Origin of the sequence: Paractinoplanes hotanensis, from assembly GCF_023717965.1 — a bacterium.
GTDB classification, from domain to species: domain Bacteria; phylum Actinomycetota; class Actinomycetes; order Mycobacteriales; family Micromonosporaceae; genus Actinoplanes; species Actinoplanes polyasparticus.
This window is the reverse complement of sequence record NZ_JAMQOL010000046.1, coordinates 84,716-103,988: the sequence shown is the minus strand read 5'-3', so window position 1 is coordinate 103,988 and position 19,273 is coordinate 84,716. Positions and strand designations below refer to the sequence as shown.

The 19,273-nt window shown below is 71.2% G+C and carries 17 protein-coding genes; 8 read left to right on the top strand and 9 right to left on the bottom strand.

Going from position 1 to position 19,273, the window contains the following annotated elements; genetic code table 11:
• Positions 1-65 precede the first annotated feature (65 nt).
• A complete protein-coding gene (locus LXN57_RS31555; RefSeq protein WP_251801828.1) occupies positions 66-1,064 on the bottom strand; it encodes a LacI family DNA-binding transcriptional regulator in 999 nt (332 codons plus the stop codon).
• 131 nt (positions 1,065-1,195) lie between these two features.
• Between LXN57_RS31555 and LXN57_RS31550 the strand changes: the two genes are divergently transcribed.
• Genes LXN57_RS31550 through LXN57_RS31535 form a run of 4 tightly spaced genes read left to right on the top strand, consistent with a single transcriptional unit; the run spans position 1,196 to position 5,002 of the window.
• Positions 1,196-2,347, top strand: coding sequence for a Gfo/Idh/MocA family protein (locus LXN57_RS31550; RefSeq protein ID WP_251801827.1), 1,152 nt, complete (start codon positions 1,196-1,198; stop codon positions 2,345-2,347).
• Entirely contained in the window at positions 2,344-3,441 is a 1,098-nt protein-coding gene (locus LXN57_RS31545; protein WP_251801826.1) for a DUF993 family protein, read from the top strand. Before LXN57_RS31550 ends, LXN57_RS31545 begins: the two co-directional genes overlap by 4 nt.
• Positions 3,438-4,241, top strand: coding sequence for a sugar phosphate isomerase/epimerase family protein (locus tag LXN57_RS31540; RefSeq protein ID WP_251801825.1), 804 nt, complete (start codon positions 3,438-3,440; stop codon positions 4,239-4,241). The genes LXN57_RS31545 and LXN57_RS31540 overlap by 4 nt, the downstream gene beginning before the upstream one ends.
• A 2-nt stretch (positions 4,242-4,243) precedes the next feature.
• Positions 4,244-5,002 carry a DUF6807 domain-containing protein gene (locus LXN57_RS31535; protein WP_251801895.1) on the top strand — a complete coding sequence of 253 codons (759 nt, stop codon included), beginning with the start codon at positions 4,244-4,246 and terminating at the stop codon, positions 5,000-5,002.
• Here the strand turns inward: LXN57_RS31535 and LXN57_RS31530 are convergent.
• The 8 genes from LXN57_RS31530 to LXN57_RS31495 all read right to left on the bottom strand — a co-directional run bounded on the left by LXN57_RS31530 (position 4,960) and on the right by LXN57_RS31495 (position 14,884).
• Complete coding sequence (locus tag LXN57_RS31530; RefSeq protein WP_251801824.1) at positions 4,960-5,232, bottom strand: hypothetical protein; 273 nt, start codon at positions 5,230-5,232, stop codon at positions 4,960-4,962. The genes LXN57_RS31535 and LXN57_RS31530 overlap by 43 nt on opposite strands.
• An 81-nt stretch (positions 5,233-5,313) precedes the next feature.
• The gene (locus LXN57_RS31525; protein WP_251801823.1) at positions 5,314-6,195 is read right to left on the bottom strand and encodes an endonuclease/exonuclease/phosphatase family protein; all 882 of its coding nucleotides are present in this window, start codon (positions 6,193-6,195) and stop codon (positions 5,314-5,316) included.
• Between the two features lie 76 nt (positions 6,196-6,271).
• Complete coding sequence (locus LXN57_RS31520; RefSeq protein WP_251801822.1) at positions 6,272-8,146, bottom strand: S41 family peptidase; 1,875 nt, start codon at positions 8,144-8,146, stop codon at positions 6,272-6,274.
• Between the two features lie 134 nt (positions 8,147-8,280).
• On the bottom strand, positions 8,281-9,462 hold the full coding sequence (locus tag LXN57_RS31515) for a Gfo/Idh/MocA family protein (protein WP_251801821.1): 1,182 nt from the start codon (positions 9,460-9,462) through the stop codon (positions 8,281-8,283).
• 76 nt (positions 9,463-9,538) lie between these two features.
• Entirely contained in the window at positions 9,539-10,987 is a 1,449-nt protein-coding gene (locus LXN57_RS31510; RefSeq protein WP_251801820.1) for a mannitol dehydrogenase family protein, read from the bottom strand.
• A complete protein-coding gene (locus LXN57_RS31505) occupies positions 10,978-12,255 on the bottom strand; it encodes an enolase C-terminal domain-like protein (RefSeq protein WP_251801819.1) in 1,278 nt (425 codons plus the stop codon). Before LXN57_RS31505 ends, LXN57_RS31510 begins: the two co-directional genes overlap by 10 nt.
• Positions 12,252-13,652, bottom strand: a complete 1,401-nt coding sequence (uxaC, locus tag LXN57_RS31500; protein ID WP_438872936.1) for a glucuronate isomerase — start codon at positions 13,650-13,652, stop codon at positions 12,252-12,254. Before uxaC ends, LXN57_RS31505 begins: the two co-directional genes overlap by 4 nt.
• Positions 13,649-14,884, bottom strand: a complete 1,236-nt coding sequence (locus LXN57_RS31495; RefSeq protein ID WP_251801817.1) for a Gfo/Idh/MocA family protein — start codon at positions 14,882-14,884, stop codon at positions 13,649-13,651. The genes uxaC and LXN57_RS31495 overlap by 4 nt, the downstream gene beginning before the upstream one ends.
• 229 nt (positions 14,885-15,113) lie before the next feature.
• Between LXN57_RS31495 and LXN57_RS31490 the strand changes: the two genes are divergently transcribed.
• The 4 genes from LXN57_RS31490 to LXN57_RS31475 are packed head-to-tail and all read left to right on the top strand — an operon-like array spanning position 15,114 to position 19,272.
• Complete coding sequence (locus tag LXN57_RS31490; RefSeq protein ID WP_251801816.1) at positions 15,114-16,148, top strand: LacI family DNA-binding transcriptional regulator; 1,035 nt, start codon at positions 15,114-15,116, stop codon at positions 16,146-16,148.
• Between the two features lie 12 nt (positions 16,149-16,160).
• Positions 16,161-17,480 carry an ABC transporter substrate-binding protein gene (locus LXN57_RS31485; protein ID WP_251801815.1) on the top strand — a complete coding sequence of 440 codons (1,320 nt, stop codon included), beginning with the start codon at positions 16,161-16,163 and terminating at the stop codon, positions 17,478-17,480.
• Positions 17,481-17,491: 11 nt separating this feature from the next.
• Positions 17,492-18,442: a carbohydrate ABC transporter permease gene (locus LXN57_RS31480; protein WP_438872935.1), complete on the top strand. Its 951-nt coding sequence runs from the start codon at positions 17,492-17,494 to the stop codon at positions 18,440-18,442.
• Positions 18,442-19,272: a carbohydrate ABC transporter permease gene (locus LXN57_RS31475; protein ID WP_221380086.1), complete on the top strand. Its 831-nt coding sequence runs from the start codon at positions 18,442-18,444 to the stop codon at positions 19,270-19,272. Before LXN57_RS31480 ends, LXN57_RS31475 begins: the two co-directional genes overlap by 1 nt.
• The last annotated feature ends 1 nt before the right edge of the window (position 19,273 follow it).

Sequence of the window (19,273 nt, the reverse complement as noted above, 5' to 3'; positions counted from 1 at the left end):
GGCGCGTTCCACTCCGGCGGAGGCCGCCGAGGAGGATCGGCAGTTCGACCACGCCTTTCAGGACTTCAAGCGACGGGCCAGGTGCTTTCGCGGCGGATCAGCTCGGCGCGGATGTGCTCGACCCGCGGCGGCGAGCCCGGTGGCGGGGGATCGAGCGCCAGCTGCATGGCTCGTTCGCCCAGTTCGGTCAGCGGCAGTCGCACCGAGGTCAGCGCCGGCGTGACGTCGCGGGCGATCGGCATGTCGTCGAAGCCGGCCACGCTCAGGTTGCGGCCGCACGTGCGCATGGCCGAGAGCGCGCCGACTGCCATCGAGTCGTTGAGGGCGGCCACGGCGGTCAGGTCCGGCTCGTCGGCCAGCAGCCTGGTCGCGGCCGCCTCGCCGCCGTCGCGGGTGAAGTCGGCGTGGACCACGCGCAGCGTGCGGCCGTGGGCCTCGGCCGCCCGGTGCAGGCCGGCCAGGCGGTCGGCGGTGGTGGTGAGGGCGGCCGGGCCGGCGATCACGCCGACCGCGGTGTGACCCAGCTCGAACAGGTGCTCGCCGGCCAGGAAGCCGCCCTCCTCGTTGGCCGGCAGCACCGCGTCGGACGTGTGGGAGTGGCGGCCGATCACGGCGATGCGCCCGCCCGTGGTCTCGAAGGCGGCCATCCGCTCGTGCAGTTCGGTTTCGGCGTCCGAGGAGAGATAGCCGGAGCCGGCGACCACGATCGCGGCGACCTGATGGGCGTGCAGCAGGTCGATGTACTCGAGTTCGCGGGCGGGTTCGCGGAATGTGTTGCAGATGATGACGAGGCGGCCGTGAGCGGTGGCGACCCGCTGCAGGCCGCGGGTGATCTCGGCGAAGTACGGGTCGGACACGTCGTGGACCAGCACGCCGACCGCGTTGCGGTTGGAGCGGGCCAGCATCTGGGCGTGCGCGTTGGGCACGTAGCGCAGCTCGGCCACCGCCGCCAGCACCCGGGTGCGCAGCTCGTCGGTCACCGGCTTCGAGCTGCCATTGATGATCCGCGATGCCGTCGCGGTGGACACCCCGGCCCGGCGCGCCACGTCCGCCAAGGTCGCCACGTGCACCCCCGCCGAGATCCAAAGAAAAGGAGGATACCGCCGCCGGTCTTGCCCGCCCGGCGGCACGCCCCGTACGGTATCAGGAAAGCGCTTACCTAAAGGTGTTCAACTCGGCCGGAGGCAACGAAGACATGGATCGCACCCCCCTGGGCATCGTCCTCAACGGCGTCACCGGCCGGATGGGCCTGCGACAACACCTGATCCGCTCGATCCTGGCCATCCGCTCCGACGGCGGCCTGCCGCTGCGCGACGGAACTGTGCTGTGGCCCGAGCCGGTGCTGGTCGGTCGCAGCGAGGCCAAGCTGCGCACGCTGGCCGAGCAGCACGGCCTCACCGACTGGACCACCGATCTGGCCGGCGCGCTGGCCCGGCCCGACGTGCGGATCTACTTCGACGCCCAGGTCACCTCGGCCCGGGTCAAGGCGCTGCACGCGGCGATCGAGGCGGGCAAGCACATCTACACCGAGAAGCCGGTGGCCGAGAGCCTGGCCGAGGCCGTCGAGCTCGCCCGCAAGGCGGACGCCGCCGGCATCAAGCACGGCGTGGTGCAGGACAAGCTCTTCCTGCCGGGCCTGCAGAAACTGCACCGGCTGGTGCGGGGCGGCTTCTTCGGGCGCGTGCTGTCCGTACGCGGGGAATTCGGTTACTGGGTCTTCGAGGGCGACTGGCAGGGCGCGCAGCGGCCGTCGTGGAACTACCGGTCGGCCGACGGCGGCGGCATCACGCTCGACATGTTCCCGCACTGGCACTACGTGCTCGAGCAGATCTTCGGGCCGGTCAACGCGGTCACCGCGCGCTCGGTCACCCACATCGACCGGCGCTGGGACGAGTCCGGCGAGCCCTACGCGGCCACCGCCGACGACGCGGTGTACGGCCTGTTCGAGCTGGACGGCGGGGTCATCGCGCAGATCAACTCGTCGTGGGCGGTCCGGGTCAACCGCGACGAGCTGGTCGAGTTCCAGGTCGACGGCACGCACGGCAGCGCGGTGGCCGGCCTGCACCACTGCCGCATCCAGCCCCGCGCGGGCACGCCGAAACCGGTGTGGGACCCGGACGTGCCGACCGCGCAGCGCTTCCGCGAGCAGTGGCAGGAGGTGCCCGACAACGAGGTCTTCGTCAACGGCTTCCGCGCGCAGTGGGAACAGTTCCTGCGCTACGTCGCCGAGGACGGCCCCTACACCGGCGACCTGTGGGCGGGCGCGCGCGGCGTGCAGGTGGCCGAACTGGGCCTGCAGTCGTCGCGCGAGGGCCGCCGCCTCGAGATCCCGGAGCTCGGCCGATGACGCGGTTCAGCGGCCACGGCGCCGAGTTCCAGGCGAAGGGCCCGTTCACGAGCCGCATCGCGTACGCCGCCGCGCCGGTCACGGCCGACCAGCGCGCCGAGAACATCCCGGGCGCCCCGGCCGCCCTCGACTGGGAGACCACGCTGCGGTTCCGGCACCACCTGTGGTCGTACGGCTTCGGGGTGGCCGAGGCCATGGACACTGCCCAGCGCGGCGCCGGGCTCGACTACCCGGCCACTCGCGAGCTGATCCGGCGCAGCGCGGCCGAGGCCCGGTCGGTCGGCGGCGCGATCGTGGCCGGCGTGGCCACCGACCAGCTGCCCCCGGGACCGGCGACCATCGACGAGATCACCAAGGCCTACCTGGAACAGCTGCACGACGTACGCGATGCCGGCGCGACCCCCGTGCTCATGTGCAGCCGGCATCTGGCCGCGGCAGCGCGCGACGCCGACGACTACAAGCGGGTGTACGGCGAACTGCTGTCCCAGTCGGACAAGCCGGTGCTGCTGCACTGGCTGGGCGAGGCGTTCGACCCCGCACTGGCCGGCTACTGGGGGCGGCGCGAGACCGTGCTCGAGATCATCGAGGAACACCGGGACAGGGTCGACGGCATCAAGCTGTCGCTGCTCGACGCGGACTACGAGATCGCGATGCGGCGCCGGCTGCCCGCGGGCGTGCGCATGTACACCGGCGACGACTTCAACTATCCGGCGCTGATCCGGGGCGACGACCAGGGCCACTCGGAGGCGCTGCTCGGCGTGCTGGCGGTCATCGCCCCGCCCGCCGCGGCGGCGCTCCGGGCGCTCGATGAGGGCGACATCACGGCGTACGAAGCAATTCTCGGCCCGACCCTGCCGCTGGCCCGGCACCTGTTCGCCGCGCCGACCTACCACTACAAGACCGGCATCGTCTTCCTCAACTGGCTGGCCGGCCACCAGGACCACCTGACGATGGTGAACGGCGCCCAGTCCGGCCGGTCGCCGCAGCACCTGCTGACGCTCATGAGATTGGCCGACGAGGCCGGGCTGCTGCCGGACGCCGCGCTGGCCGAGCACCGCGCCGACGCGTGGCTGACGACGGTGGGCCTGGCATGAAGGGCTTCTCGCTGAATCAGGCGACCACCAAGCGCTGGCCGCTCGACGACCTGGTGGCGGGCTGCGCCGCGGCCGGTGTCGAGGCGGTCGGCCTCTGGCGCGAGGAGGTCACCGAGTACGGAACGGAGAAGGCGGCCGCCCTCGTCCGCGACGCCGGCCTGACGGTCTCGTCGTTGTGCCGGGGCGGCTTCTTCCACGAGGCCCACTGGTACGACGAGAACCGGCGCGCGATCGACCAGGCGGCCGCCCTCGGCACCGACACGCTTGTGCTCGTCAGCGGCGGCCTGCCCGGCACGAGCCGCGACATCGACGGCGCCCGCCGCCACGTCGGCGACGCGATCGGCGCGCTGGTGCCCGACGCGCTGGCGGCCGGCGTACGCCTGGCGATCGAACCGCTGCACCCGATGTTCTGCTCCGACCGCTGCGTGGTGGCCACGCTCGACCAGGCGCTGGAACTGGCCGGTCCCTACCCGCCGGAAGCGGTGGGCGTGGTCATCGACACCTACCACCTGTGGTGGGACGACAGGGTGTGGGACGGCATCGCCCGCGCCGGCCGCGAGGGCCGCCTGGCGTCGTTCCAGCTGGCCGACTGGATCACCCCGCTCCCGTCCGGCGTGCTGCTCGGACGTGGCCTCCCCGGCACCGGCTCCGTCGACATGAGACGGTTCGCCCGGGCGGTCCGCGAAACGGGCTACGCCGGCTACGTCGAGGTCGAGGTCTTCCACGAAGAGGTGTGGTCGCGGCCCGGCCCCGACGTCCTGGCCGAAGCGATCGCCGGCTACGAGGCGACCGTCGCGTGAAGATGGGCGACACCGAGGTGGCCACCTACGTCGCCGACCCCCAGCTCGACATCCGGCTGGCCCCGAGGCCCTATCTGCATCCCGTACGCACCTTGGGCGGCACAGTCGTCACGGATGAGCTCTGCTTCGACCATCCGTGGCACCTGGGCGCCTCCGTCACGCTGGCCGACGTCAACGGCTGGAACTTCTGGGGCGGCCGCACCTACGTCCGCGACCGGGGATACACCTGGCTCGACGACCACGGCACCATCCGCCACGAGTCCCCCGAGCGTCTGCGCTGGCGTGACGGCAACGGCCACACGGTCCTGACGGAACAGCGCCACATCACCGCCGCGCCCGCAGCCGGCGGGTGGGAACTCTCCTTCCGGTACGCCTTGACAGCGCCCCCGGACCAGCCGGTGACCATCGGCAGCCCCGCCACCAACGGCCGCACCGGAGGAGCCGGCTACGGCGGCTTCTTCTGGCGCTGCCCGCCCGCCGAGAAGGCGGTCTCGAGCGTCGAACACGGCAGCGACGCCCCCGAACTGACCCTGACCGTCGACGACAAGTATTCGCTGACGTTCCGCGGCCTGGCCGGCGACGACCGCTGGTTCGTCCGAACCGACGGCTACGTAGGTGTCTGCGCGGCCCTCGCTTGGGAGAAACCGCTGATCCTCCCGCCGGGCGACACACTCAGCCGCGCGTTGACCGTGCTCGTCCAGGACGTCGGAGGAGCCGCTCAGGCCGCCTCATCGTCGTTGAACACGGTGATGCCGGAGTGATACTCGAGCTGGTTCGGGCGGTACCAGAACCGGTCCTCGCCCGCGGGGATGTAGAAGCGTTCGAGGGCGGCCGGCGCGAAGCGAACCTCGTACTCCAGTTCGCCGCGCGTCGCGTCATAGCGAATGTCGCAGATCCGCCCGTACGACCCGGGCAGCAGCGCGGCGACGGCCGGACTCACCCGAACCTCGACACCCAGCCCGAACCGGCTTCCCACCACATGCGCTGTCACAACAGCCCACCCTCCGACGACGCGCCTGAACTCAGTCGCCCTCATTCGGCCGCCGCGTCCGTGAGGTGAGGATTCCTCCGCCTAGAACCGGACCCGGGCGGCGATCGGCAGGTGGTCGCTGCCGGTGCGGGGGAGCGACCACAGCGCCGTCACGGTCAGGCCGCGGCCGAGAATCTGGTCGATCCGGGCGACGGGGGCCCGCGCCGGCCAGCTGAAGGCGAACGCCGGAGCGGTGCTGAGCCGGCTGGTGATCGGGCGCAGGCCGCGGTCGTGGACGGTGGCGTTGAGGTCGCCCAGCAGCAGCACCCGCGAGAGCGGCTCGGACTTCAGGGCCGCGCCCAGCTTTACGGCGCTCTCGTCCCGGGGGCCGGTCGCGAAACCCGACAAACCCATGCGTACGGAAGGCAGGTGCGCGACATGGACCGCTACGTCGCCGTGCGGGGTCTTGGCCACTGCGCGCAGTCCTCGGTTCCAGCCGGGTCCGAAGGCGCTGGGGCGGATGTCGAGCGGGCTGTCCTCGGTGAGGGGGTGCCGGGACCAGAGGGCCACGGTTCCGTGCGCGGCTCGGTACGGGTAGGCCGGGCCGAACGCGGCGTCGTACGTGGGAAGGGCTGATGGCAGCACCTCGGTGAGCGCTACCAGGTCGGGGGAGACACGAAGCAGCTCACGGACCGTGCCGGCCGGGTCAGGGTTCACGTCGCTCGCGTTGTGCTGCACGGCGATCAGGTCGTGACCCTCGTCTGCCGGCAGCAACGCCGGGGCGAACAGGACGGACCAGGCGATCAACGGCAGCAGCACAGCCGGCACCGTGACCGCGGGTCGCCGCCGCCAAGCGAGCAGGGCCAGCATCGGAATGCACAGCCCCAGCCACGGCAGAAACGTCTCGATGATGCCGCCGCCCGGGATCAGCCGATGCCCGGCCAGCGCGACCGCCACCAGAACGGCCAGAACGACAACGAGCACCGCTGGATACTCGCATGCGTAGGCAAGAGGCCGGCTTCCCGCTGGCCTCGCCGGCAGGCGCCCCGGCGGGCTGGAGTTAGTCGGCCAGCGTCTCGAGCGGCTGCAACGTCTCGCCGCGGCGGACGAAGGTGCGCAGCGCGACCAGTTCGCCGGCGTCGAAGCCCCGCACCCTCACCAATTGGGCGCCGGCGCAACCGGCCACCTCGACCGGCCCGGGATTGCCGCCCAGGTCGGCGCTGAAGCGTGGACGCCCGTCCACCTCGAAGTCGGCCCGGTCGAGGCCCAGCACCGCGAAGACGGCGGTGAGCGAGCCGCCGGCCTCCGACAACTCGAGGTCGAACCGGCGCTGCGGTGACTTCCCGAGCAGCTTGACGGCGGCCGCCATGAGGTCGGCGTCGTCCTCCAGGATGTCGCGCCGCGTCGAGTGGTGGCGTTCGTCGGGCACGACGCCGTAGTCCTCGAGCGGCGTGCCCGCGTTGGCGCCGACCCGCAGCACCCGCCGGATGACCAGCGACAGTCCGGCGCCCAGCGGCAGCGCCCGGAACGGGATCTCCTTCTGCCCGGCCAGCGCGCCGATGAGGTCGCCCAGCTGCCAGACGTTGCCACCGCCGGCGCCGGTGTTGCCGTCGGCCCCCAGCACCCGTCCGATGCCGTTGTCCTGAAAGCCGGCCGCGAAGATGTCGGTGGCCGAGTAGCAGCGGGCGTCGGTCAGCAGCACTACCGGCCCGAAGTAGGACTGGGGCACGGCCTCGAACCATTCGCGCTCGGTGAAGGCGACGCCGGCCGAGTAGGGCGCGCCGCATTCCAGCGACTGCTCCATCGATCGGAGCCACGGCTGCAGGGTGTCGTTGGTGCGGCACAGCCGAAGGTTGAGCGCGGTTGCCGCGAACTGGGCGGGCTCCGGCTCGACGGGACGCGCGGTCAGCGCCTGCAGGCAGAGCTCCGAGGCGACGACCGCGCCGCCGCCGTTGCCGCGCACATCCAGCACGAGCCCGTCCGGCGGCAGCGCCGACAGCAGCCGGGCGAACTCCTGGACGAAGCCGACGATCCCGCTGCCGGTCGGCATGAACGTGCGGATGCGCAGATGCCCGACGGTGCGGCCGCCCACGGTGACCCGGCGCGCCTCGAACACCGTGGTCAGCTCGGGGGTGACCGGCACCGTCTCGGGACTTCGGGCGACCGGGAGGCCGGCCAGCGCCTGCGGGGCGAACAGCTCGGCCCGCAGCCGGGCGAGCTGGGCTCCCTCGACGTCGACGCCGAGCGGTGTGTCGGCCGACGACGCGGCCGCGGTCTCGATCGGCGTCGCGCTCCACGTCAGCCGGATCTCGCGGGCCTGGCCGGCGGCGTCCAGGTAGCCCAGGGTGATCCACTCTTCGTCGGGTGGGGCGGCGAAGGCCAGCGACCGTACGGTGAACATCTGCACCGCCCGGGCATGACGCGCATCGGCGTTGGCCCCCGGGAGCCCCTCGCCGAACCGCTCGATGGCGCGCGCGATGGGCACGCCGTTCCAGTACGTCACCTCGACGCCGAATCCGAAACTCGGGTCGTCCAGTTCGGCCTGCTCCGCCTGGCGCCGGCTGACCAGGTAGCGGCGGCGGCCGTCCTCGGTGAACTCCTTGAGCAGGAACGGCAGGAACACGGCGACGCCGTTGAACGGCTGCGGCAACGTGTAGCGGGTGTGCAGGTCACGCAGCGAGTTGAAGACGTCGAGCAGTTCGCGGTGCATCCGCCATTCGAGTTCCGGGTCGCCGTCGCGGCCCAGCCGTTGCAGCAGCAGACGCAGGCGCTGCAACGGATTGATGCCGTAGCGGGCCACCTTGAACGGCAGCAAGGCGTAGTTCTGCTCGAGCAGCAGCAGCGCCTGCTCGACGATCAGCCGCCGCTGGGCCGGGTTCAGCCGGCCGGCCTCGGTCGTGCCGAGAAAGTCCGTGAGTGCCACCGCCTGCGTCATCTTCGCAGCGTAGGGCCACCGGCGAGCGGTGGCCCTGTCCGATCCACGACGGCCGCGCGGCTACCTCTGACTCACGGGCGCGGCGACACGTGATAGCGGGCGAGGCGCCGGCCCACGGCGCTGCGGGGGGCCAACTACGGCCATGTCACCGGCAGACGCCGCCGGAAAGGCTCAGCGGACCAGGGCACGTCCAGCTCCGACGGCAGTTTCAGCTCGGCGGCGGCCCGGCGCAGCAGCGCGTTGATTCCCGGGATCGTGCGGTTCGGGCCCTCGATGGCGACCGTGCTCGAGTTCAGCAGCCGCGGCTCGGGCGCTTCGGGCATCGTCAAGGCTTCCAGTACGGTGGTGAAGGCGGCCGTAGCCTCCAGCGGCACCAGCAGCGGGGTGCCCTCGGCGCGATGCCGCACCAGGTCCGTGAGCAGGTCGGTGCGGCCCGGTACCTCGATCAGTCCGGCGCCGGGCGTTTTGGAGCCGGGCAGGTCGGAGCCGAGCCGAGCGGAGTCGGTGAGGCCGGAGCCGGGGAGGGCCAGCCGGTCGGTCGGATATTCGAGGACCGCCGTGCCGTCCGGGCCGCGCGCTTCGATCTCGCCCGCGATGAAATCCTCGCCCGCGAGCGTGACCGCAACCAGCAGCGGCAGCCCGCTCTCGAACGTGATGCGGGCGAACGCGGTGTCCTCCACCTCGATCGGCCGCACCCGGTAACGCTCGGCCTCCAGCTGCCGCGGCCGCCCCGCCCCAGCCGCGGCGCCCGCCGCAAGCGCCTGCATGACAGCGTGGGCGAGCGGGTTGACCAGCGCCCCGTCCACCACCGGCCGGCCGCCGACCACCCGCCGTCCCGCCCACGGCGAACGGGCGTAGTAGGTGTCGTCGCGCTTCCACGACGCCACCGCGGTCAGCCCGGTGGTCCTGGGCGACAGCGCGTCGCGGAAACGGGACCACGCCACCGACCCCAGCGCCTGGAACCCGACCTGGCACGACCGGCCGGTCGATCGAAGGGCGGTCAGCAGGGTCTCGTGGTCGGCCGGCGAGGTGACCGGTGGCTTCTCCAGCAACAGGTCGCAGCCGGCTCGGAGCGCGTCCAGCGCGATCGGCAGGTGGGTGTGCGGCGGCGTGCAGATCACCACCACGTCCGGCTGGGTCGCGGCCAGCAGCTCGCGGTGGTCGGTGAAGGCCGGCACGTCCGGCGCCGGGTCGATCGGCTGCACGTCGGCCAGCCCGACGAGCGAGACGATGCCGCCGGCCCGCAACTCGGCGATACGGCGCCGATGCCACCGCCCGTGGCCGTTGGCGCCGATCAGCGCCACCCGCGGCGTCACCGCGGTGCCCCATCCGAGACGAGACGTCTCGTCCCGGGTGGGCGGCCGGTGGGAAACCTGCTCAGCGGCGAAGCCATCAGGCGCCGGCCAGGGTGGCGGCGACGCCGTGCTTGTCCAGGGCGGTCAGCCATTCCACCAGGACGACGCGCAACTCGGCGTCCTCGGCCAGGTCGGGGCTGAAGATCGTGTCCAGGCCCAGCAGCGCGTCCACCACGCCGTCCGGGGTGGACGGGCCGGCGGCCAGGCGGGCCCGGATCCGGTCGGCCAGCGGGTCGTCGAGCGGCAGCGGGCGGCCCTCGTCGGAGACGCCCTGGACGAAGCGCATCCAGGCCGCCACCACCAGGGCCGCCCAGCGGGGCACGGCCCCGGCCTCGCGTCGCTGCTGGATCGTGTGCAGCACCCGGGGCGGCAGCTTCTGTGAGCCGTCCATCGCCACCTGGACGGTCCGGTACTCGATGGCGGGATTGGCGAACCGGGTCAGCACCTGTTCGCCGTACGCGACGGTGTCCACACCGGACGGCGGCACCAGGCTCGGCGCGATGTCCTCGGTGATGAGGCGCCGCAGCACGCCGGCCAGTCCCGGCAGTTCGAGGGCGGCCGCGATGGTCTCCCGGCCGGCCACCGCGCCGAGGTACGCGATCGCCGAGTGCACGCCGTTCAGCGACCGCAGCTTCAGCGTCTCCCAGGGCCGCGGGTCGTCGGTGAGCACCGCCCCGGCCTGGTCCCAGGCCGGGCGCCCGGCCGGGAAAGCGTCCTCGATCACCCAGGCCGAGTACGGCTCGCCGTTGACGGCTGCCCGATCGCGCACGCCCAACGTTCGCGCGGCCAGGTCCAAGGTGGCTGCCGTGGTGGCGGGCACGATCCGGTCGACCATCGTGCCGGGGCAGGTCACGTTCTCCTGCACCCACTCGCTGACCCCCTTGGCCACGGCCAGCGTGTCGATCAGGCCGCGCACCCGATGGCCGTTGGCCGGCAGGTTGTCGCAGCTGACCAGGGCGATCGGCCCCGCGTCGGCCCGCCGTCGGGCGCACAGCCCGCGGATGAGCAGTCCCGGGACCGTACGCGGCGACCGTCCGGTCTCGAGGTCGGCCCGCAACTCGTCGTCGAGCAGTAGCCGCCCGGTCGCCGGATCGAGCCGGTAGCCCTTCTCGGTCACGGTCAGCGTCACGACCTTGACGGCCGGGTCGGCCAGCAGCTTCACGACCGCGTCCGGGTCGGCCGCGGCCAGTATCTGTCCGGCCGACGAGCCGATCACCCGGGTGCTCGAGCCGTCCGGGCCGAGCGTGGTGACGCTGAAGAGCCCGTCCTGGTCGCGCATGGCGCCGACGATCTGAGGCGAGCGGGGCGCCACATGGACGATGCCCCAGTCGCCGCCGGCCGCGGCCATCGCGTCCTCGGTGAAGACGGCCTGGTGGGCCCGATGAAAGGCGCTCACGCCGAGATGCACGATGCCGGGCGCGGGCGCGGCGATCCGGGGGCGGCTCGCGGCCGGGACGCTGCTCAGGGACGCCCGGCTCAGTTCCATGCCGGGCCGCCCGGGAACGAGAACTCGGCGATCGAGGCCGGGCGCAGATCGGAGCTGTAACCCGGTTGCTCCGGCACGAGGTAGCGGCCGTCACGCGTACGCACCGGGTCGGTGAAATGCTCGTGCAGGTGGTCGACGTACTCGATCATGCGGCCGTCGAGCGACGTGCCGACCCGCAGGTAGTCGAAGATCGCCAGGTGCTGGACCAGTTCGCACAGGCCGACCCCGCCCGCGTGCGGGCACACCGGCACGCCGAACTTCGCGGCCAGCAGCAGTTCGGCCAGCACCTCGGGGATGCCGGCGACCCGGCACGCGTCGATCTGCATCACGCCGATCGCCTCGGCCTGCAGCAGCTGCTTGAAGACGACCCGGTTGGCCGCGACCTCGCCGGTGGCGACCCGGATCGGGCTCACCGCCCGCTGGATGCGCGCGTGGCCGAGCACGTCGTCGGGATGGGTCGGTTCCTCGATCCAGTACGGGTCGAACTCGGCCAGCCGGGCCATGGCGGCGATGGCCTCGCCGACGCCCCAGATCTGGTTGGCGTCCATCATGAGCAGCGCGTCCGGGCCGATCTCGGAGCGGATGATGCCGGCCCGCCGCACGTCGTCCTCGATCGGGCCGCCGACCTTCATCTTCATGGCCCGCCAGCCCTCGGCGTAGGCCTGCCGGGTCAGCGCGCGCACCTTGTCGTCGGGGTAACCGAGCCAGCCGACGCTTGTGGTGTACGACGGGAAACCGTCACTCCGCAACACGGCCAGCCGGTCCTCGAGGCCCACGCGGCCCTTGTCGAGGATCGCGGCCGCCTCGTCCGGCGTGAGCGCGTCGTCGATGTGCCGGAAGTCCACACACGACAGCAGCTCGGCGGTGGGTAGCTCGGCCAGCAGCTGCCACATCGGCTTGCCCGCCACCTTGGCGCGCGCGTCCCAGACGGCGTTGACCAGGGCGCCGGTCGCCATGTGGATCGCGCCCTTCTCGGGGCCGATCCAGCGGAGCTGCGGGTGGGCCGTGAGCAACCGGGGCGGCTCTGCGGTCAGATCGGTGACACTCCGCCCGAGCAGAAGCGGGGCCATGGCGCGTACGGAATCGCAGGTGATCTCGTTGCCCTGGCCGTTGGTGAAGGTGAAACCGGTGCCCGTCACGCCCTCGTCCGTGGCCAGCTCGACATAGGTCGCCGAGTAGTCGCCGCGGTTGATCGAGTCGGAGCCGTCGCCGACCGCCGCGGTGGGGAAGCGCACGTCGTGCACCTCGAACCCGGTGATGGTGGTCATGCGCCGGCACCCTTCTCGAGCTTGAAGATCCGCTTGGGCAGGTGGTAGGCGAGGTCGGCCATCGTCTCGGCCGCCTCGTCGAACGGCAGGCGGTCCTGCTCCACCAGAGTGGCCAGGTAGGCGGCATCGACCCGGCGGGCCACGTCATGGCGTACGGGAATCGAGCAGAAGGCCCGGGTGTCGTCGACGAACCCGGCCGTGTTGTAGAAGCCCGCCGCGTCGGTGACCGCCTCGCGGAAGCGGCGCATCGCGTCCGGCGTGTCCAGGAACCACCACGGCGCGCCCAGGAACAGCGCGGGATAACCGCCGGCCAGCGGGGCCAGCTCCCGGCTGAACGCTGTCTCGTCGAGCGTGTAGAGCACCACCCGCAGCCGGGGGTCCATCCCGTACGCCTCCAGCAGCGGCCGCAGCGCGTGGACGTAGTCGGTCGCCTGCGGGATGTCGCCGCCCACATCGCGGCCGTGCGCGGCGAACAGCGCCCGGTTGTGGTCGCGCGACGCGCCCGGGTGCAGCTGCATCACCAGGCCGTCGTCGATCGACATCCGGGCGAACTCGAGGATCATGTGACCGCGGAACGTCTCCGCGTCGGCGGCCGAGGTCTCGCCGCGCAGCGCCCGGTCGTAGAGCTTGGCCGCGTCGGCGGGGGAGAGGTCGACCGTGCGGGCCGTCGGGTGCCCGTGATCGGACGACGTGGTGCCGATCGCGATGAAGTCCTGCCGCCGTACGCGCAGCGCGGCCAGATATCCGGCGTACGTGCCGGTGTCCTCCCCGGCCAGCTCGCCCATCCGCCCGACGTTGGCCGCCCAGTCCTCGCGTTCCAGGTCGACCACGTCGTCCGGGCGGAACGTGCTGATGACCCGGCCCTCCCACCCGTCGGCGGCCAGCTTGGCGTGCCGGGCGAGGTCGTCGGTCGGGGACTCGGTGGTGGCCAGCACCTCGAGGCCGAAGCGCTCGAACAGCGCCCGCGGGCGGAACGCCGGCTCGGTCAGGCGGGCGGCGATCGCGTCGTACACCTCGTCGGCGGTGTCCCGGCGCAACGGGGTCTCGACCTCGAACACCGTACGGAAGGTCTGTTCGAGCCACAGCCGGGACGGCGTGCCCCGGAAGAGGTGCCAGTTCGCCGCGAGCAGCCGCCAGATCGTGCGCGGGTCGGTCTCGACCGGGCCGCCGTCGCGCCGCGGAACGCCCAGCCGGTCGGGTGGGATGCCCTGGCTGAGCAGCATGCGCGTGACGTAGTGGTCGGGCACGATCAGCAGCCGGGCCGGGTCCTCGAAGGGCTGGTCGTCGGCCAGCAGCGCCGGGTCGACGTGGCCGTGCGGGCTGATCAGCGGCAGGTCGCGCGCCACCGCGTGCAGCTCGCGGGCCAGGTCGGTGGTGAGAATCGGGTCGGGCACTATCTCGTCTCCTTCACGTGCACCGGCCGGCCCGTGGCCAGGCTCTCGTTCGCGGCCAGACCGGTGAGCAGGGCCAGGGCCCCGTCGTCGGCGGTCGCCGACCGGTGCATGGGGTCGGTCTCGCCGCCGAGCAGCACGGCGGTCATCCGTTTGTCGGCGCCGCCGTGTCCCTCGCGGTCCACGGGTTGCAGCTCCACGGCGTACGGCGGTGACCAGAACGGCCGGATGGTCAGCGTCACCGACCCGGACTCGGGGCTGGCGCCCTGCTTGACCTGGCCGGCCGCGGCCGGGCTGACGTGGTCGCTCTCGACCACCTCGAGCTCGAGGCGGCCCTTGCTGCCGTTGACCATCAGCCGGTAGCCCTCCCACGGCGCGTACGCGGTGAGGTGGTAGCTCATCGTGGCGCCGGAGTCGTAGCGCACCAGCACGGCGAGGTCGTCCTCGATGCTGACGCCGGGCGCGAAGACGTCCTGGTCGCGGTGGTAGCCGTCCTCGGCCGACGGCTCGACGTAGAGCGCCCGCAGCCGCGGGTCGGCGGTGAGGTCGAGCGCGAACCGGTCGTCGGCCTGCCCGCGGCCGCGTCCCTGATCGCCGTAGAAGAACAGCCGCCCGGACGCGTAGACCTCGGCCGGCGCCGCGCTCAGCCACCAGTTGACCAGGTCGAAGTGGTGCCCCGACTTGTGCACGAGCAGCCCGCCCGAACTGGCCTTGTCGCGGTGCCAGCGGCGGAAGTAGTCGGCGCCGTGCCGCACGTCGAGCAGCCACTCGAAGTGCACCGAGCCGATCTCGCCGATCTCGCCGCCGGCCAGCAGCGTGCGCACCACCTCGTGCACGGGGTTGAAGCGGTAGTTGAAGGCGACCTGCACGCGGCGGCCGGTGCGCTCGACCGCGTCCAGGATGCGGTCGCAGCTCGGCGAGTCCACGGTCATCGGTTTCTCGGTGATGACGTCGCAGCCGGCCTCCAGCGCGGTCACGATGTGGCCGGCGTGCGTGCTGTCCACGCTGGTCACGATCAGCTCGTCGACCCGTTCCCGGGCCAGCATGGTGGCGAGGCCGGCCGCCTGGTAGGTGGGCACGGGTTTCGTCAGCCAGCCGTTGTGGACGTCCATCCGGGCCTGGTTGACGTCGGCCAGGGCGACCAGTTCGGCCGTGCCGGCGTGGTCGTCGGTGACTGCGCGGATGAACATCCCGGCGCGATGGCCGGTGCCGATGACGGCGATTCTGCGTCTAGCCATGATCACTCCGGCTCTGCGACGGCAAAGGTTTGCAGCGAAGTTAGGACTATCGATCCCGCCGCGTCAATGACTCGCGCTGGTTTCGGCGGTATATGCCCGATTAAGAGCGCATCCGAAGCATCCGTTTGTCATCTGGATGCAACACAACGCCATTGACAGCTGTGCAACCGCTTGCATTAATGGCTGTCATCACGTGACCGGGGCCACAAACCACAAAGGAGGCCGGGGCATGGCGGTGACCATTCGCGACGTCGCTCGGGCGTCCGGAGTGCACATCTCGACCGTGTCGCGCACGTTCTCGGCGCCGCATCTGGTCAACCCCAACACCCGCAGCCGCGTCCTGGCTCACGCCGAGGAGCTGGGCTACCGCCCGAACCGGGCCGCCCGCGCGCTCATCACCGGCCGCACCTACAACATCGGCCTGATCGTGGCCGACATCGCCAACCCGTTCTTCCCGCCGCTGATCAAGGCGGCCGAGAGTCAGGCCCGCAAGCACGACCACCACATCTTCGTCGCCGACACCAACGAGGACGCGGCGCTCGAGGAAGAGGTGGTGCGCGCCCTGGCCAAGCAGGTCGACGGCGTGCTGCTGGTCAGCCCGCGCATGAGCAACACGCTGATCGAACGGCTCAGCCGCGAGGTGCCGCTGGTCGTGGTGAACCGGCAGATCGCCGGCATCCCGGCCGTCGTGATGGACGTCGCCCGCGGCGCCCGCACCGCGGTCGAACACCTCACCGCGCTCGGACACCGCCACCTCGCCCTGCTCGGCGGCCCGCGCGGGTCGTGGACCAGCCGCGAGATCCGGCGGTCGGCCGCTGCCACCGCCCGCGCCGCCGGGGCCGAGCTGACCATCATCGGCCCCAACGCGCCGACCGAGTTCGGTGGGCTCACGGTCGCCCAGGACGTGCTGCGGGCCGGCGCCACCGCCGTGCTCGCCTACAACGACCTCATGGCGATCGGTCTCATCGAAGGTCTGATGGCGGCCGGGGCCGGGGTGCCCGCCGACGTCAGCGTCGTCGGGATCGACGACATCATGCTCAGCCGACTGACCCGCCCGAAGCTGACCACGGTGGCGACCCCCACCGCCGCCGCTGGTCGGGCGGCCGTCGACATGCTGCTCGCGCATGGCGACGACCGCCGCACCACCGCACACATCCACCTGCAGACCGAACTGGTCATCCGCGACTCGACGGGGCGGGGCCCGGGTCCGCACAGCCCTGCGGACCCGGGCGACGTGAACGCCCCGGAAGGTGTCGCTTCCTGAAGGAGAAGCGCCATGGAGCCCATCACGCGGGCGGTCACGCCCGCTCAACGTACTACCCGGCGCCGGTTACTCGCCGCCGCCCTTACAGTTCCGCTCCTGCTGGGCGCCGCGGCCTGCGGCGGCGACGACGGAGGTGGCAGCGACGGCAAGACCGAGCTGTCGATCTTCTGGTGGGGCGCCGAGAAGCGCGCCGAGCTGACCGACCAGGCGCTCGCGCTCTACACCCAGAAACACCCGGACGTCACGTTCAAGAAGACCTGGCAGGGAAACCAGGGCTACTTCGACAAGCTCGCCACCCTCACCGCCGGGGGCAACGCACCCGACATCTTCCAGATCGACGACAACTACATCTCCGAGTATGCGGGCCGCGGGGTCACGCTCGACCTGACGCCTTACACGCAGAACGGCAAACTCGACGTCAGCAAGTTCCCGGCCAGCCTGCGCAAGTACGGCGAGGTCGACGGCAAGCTGGTCGGCGTCGCCATGGGGGAGAACACCCAGGGGCTGGTCTACAACAAGACGTTGCTGGCCAAGCACAAGCTGCCCGAGCCCAAGACCGGCATGAGCTGGGAGGAGTTCATCGACTGGGCAGCAGGCGTCTCCACGACGGCCAAGCTGCCCGGCACCCAGGACGCGAGCGCGGTCTACCAGGCGCTCTGGGTCTACCTGAGGCAGAACGGCAAGGACCTGTACGCGGGGAAGCAACTCGGGTTCGACGAGGCCGACATGACCAAGTGGTTCACGCTCTGGAAGGACGCCCGCGCCAAGGGGGCCACGCCGACGCCGGACGTCATCCATGAGGGCAACGCCAGCGACGTCAGCAAGCAGCTGGTCGTGACGGGCAAGGCCGGCACGTCGTGGGTCTGGACCAACCAGATGCCCGAGCTGAAGAAGAACACCGAGGACGAGTTGGGTCTAATGGCCTACCCGGGTGACCCGAGCGTGCAGTGGGCGCGTGCGTCGCTCTACTTCTCGGCGTTCCGCGGCAGCAAGCACAAGGACATCGCGGTCGACGTGATCAACTTCCTGGCCAACGACCCGGACGCGGCGAAGATCCTCGGCACCGACCGCGGCTTGCCGCCGAACACCGAAATCCGTCAGCAGATCGCCGCCACCGTGACCGACGCCGACATGAAACAGACGATCGCCGTCCAGGACGAGCTGGGAGCGAAATTCGGGCCGAACCCGCCGACCGTGCCGCCGCAGGGCCACAGCAAAGTGCGCTCCGAGCTGGTCCGGGTGGCCGAAGAGGTCATCTACGGGCGGCAGACCCCGGAGCAAGCCGCAGCGGCGTACGTCACCGCCGCCAAGGCGGCGATCGGCGCCTCGTGACCGCCTCCACCCTGACCCCAGCACCCGTCGCTCCGGCTGCCCCGCAGCCGGGGCGGCGGGTCCGCCGCCGCCAGGAGAACCTGGCCGGCTACGTGTTCCTCTCGCCGTGGCTGCTGGGCCTGCTCGGCATCACGGCGATCCCGATGCTGATCTCGCTGTATCTCAGCTTCACCGACTACAGCCCGCTGATCCCGCTGACCGAGGCGAACTGGATCGGCCTCGAGAACTACCGGCGGATGTTCACGGCCGACCAGTCCTACTGGCACGCGGTGCAGGTCACGGTGACGTTCGCGCTGGTGGCGGTGCCCCTCAAGCTGGCTGCCGCGCTCGCCGTGGCGCTGCTGCTCAACCGCACGATGCGCGGCATCTCGGTCTTCCGGGGCCTGTTCTATCTGCCGTCGCTGCTCGGCGGCAGCGTCGCGCTGGCCATCGTGTGGGTCAGCATGTTCAACCGCGACGGCGCCTTCAACTCGTTCCTGGCGATCTTCGGCATCGAGGGACTGCCCTGGGTCAACGATCCCGACTGGGCGCTGTCCACGCTGATCCTGCTGGCCGTCTGGCAGTTCGGCGCGCCGATGGTGATCTTCCTGGCCGGGCTGAAGCAGGTGCCGGTCGAGCTCTACGAGGCGGCGTCGGTCGACGGCGCCAGCCCGTGGCGCAAATTCGTGCACATCACGCTGCCGATGCTGTCGCCGGTCATCTTCTTCAACCTGGTGCTGGAGACCATCAACGGCTTCCAGGGCTTCACATCGGCCTTCGTGCTCTCCAACGGCACCGGCGGCCCGGTCGACTCCACGCTGATGTATTCGCTCAACCTCTACATCGCCGGGTTCGTCGACCTGAACATGGGCTATGCGTCGGCGATGGCCTGGGTCTTCCTGATCGTGATCGGCGCGATCACGGTGCTGCTGTTCAACACGGGCCGCTTCTGGGTCCACTACTCCGACAACGAGGAGCGGTGATGCGGTTTCCGTTCCGCCTCGCGGCCCTCCTGCTGATCCTGGCCATCGTGCTCTACCCGCTGGTGTGGATGGTGGGCACGTCGTTCAAGTCGCCGCAGGAGATCGTCAACAACATCGGGCTGATCCCGCGCGAGTTCACGCCGGGCAACTTCGCCGACGGCTGGAACAAGTTCGACGTCAACTTCGGGCGCTTCTTCCTCAACAGCGCGCTCGTCTCGCTCCTGACGGTGGCCGGCAACACGATCTCGTGCCTGCTGGCGGCGTACGCGTTCAGCCGTCTGCGTTTCCGGCTGCGCGGCATCTGGTTCGGCGTCATGATCGGCACCCTGCTGCTGCCCGGGCACGTGCTGATCATCCCGCAGTACATCCTGTTCCGCAGCCTCGGCTGGGTCGGCGGCGACTGGCCCTACCTGCCGCTGCTGCTGCCGCAGTTCCTGGCCACCGAGGCGTTCTTCGTGTTCCTCATGGTCCAGTTCATGCGGGGCATCCCGCGTGAGCTCGACGAGGCCGCGGTGATCGACGGCGCCTCGCCCTACAGCATCTTCCGGCACGTGATCCTGCCGCTGTCCCGGCCGGCCCTGGTCACCACGGCGATCTTCTCGTTCATCTGGACCTGGAACGACTTCTTCCGCCAGCTGGTCTTCCTGTCCGACCTCAAGGACTACACGGCGCCGGTCGCGCTGACCCTGTTCATCGACTCCGGCAGCGAGAACGCGGTCGGCCCGATGTTCGCCATGTCCCTGCTGTCGCTGGTCCCGGTCTTCCTGTTCTTCGTGGCCTTCCAGCGCCTGCTGGTCGAGGGCATCAACACCAGCGGCCTCAAGGGGTGAT

Coding starts and splice junctions, on each gene's coding strand:
- LXN57_RS31550 (WP_251801827.1), top strand. CDS start 1,196: ATGGATCGCACCCCCCTGGGCATCGTCCTCAACGGCGTCACCGGCCGG.
- LXN57_RS31545 (WP_251801826.1), top strand. CDS start 2,344: ATGACGCGGTTCAGCGGCCACGGCGCCGAGTTCCAGGCGAAGGGCCCG.
- LXN57_RS31540 (WP_251801825.1), top strand. CDS start 3,438: ATGAAGGGCTTCTCGCTGAATCAGGCGACCACCAAGCGCTGGCCGCTC.
- LXN57_RS31535 (WP_251801895.1), top strand. CDS start 4,244: ATGGGCGACACCGAGGTGGCCACCTACGTCGCCGACCCCCAGCTCGAC.
- LXN57_RS31520 (WP_251801822.1), bottom strand. CDS start 8,146: ATGACGCAGGCGGTGGCACTCACGGACTTTCTCGGCACGACCGAGGCC.
- LXN57_RS31510 (WP_251801820.1), bottom strand. CDS start 10,987: ATGGAACTGAGCCGGGCGTCCCTGAGCAGCGTCCCGGCCGCGAGCCGC.
- LXN57_RS31505 (WP_251801819.1), bottom strand. CDS start 12,255: ATGACCACCATCACCGGGTTCGAGGTGCACGACGTGCGCTTCCCCACC.
- LXN57_RS31495 (WP_251801817.1), bottom strand. CDS start 14,884: ATGGCTAGACGCAGAATCGCCGTCATCGGCACCGGCCATCGCGCCGGG.
- LXN57_RS31490 (WP_251801816.1), top strand. CDS start 15,114: ATGGCGGTGACCATTCGCGACGTCGCTCGGGCGTCCGGAGTGCACATC.
- LXN57_RS31485 (WP_251801815.1), top strand. CDS start 16,161: ATGGAGCCCATCACGCGGGCGGTCACGCCCGCTCAACGTACTACCCGG.
- LXN57_RS31475 (WP_221380086.1), top strand. CDS start 18,442: ATGCGGTTTCCGTTCCGCCTCGCGGCCCTCCTGCTGATCCTGGCCATC.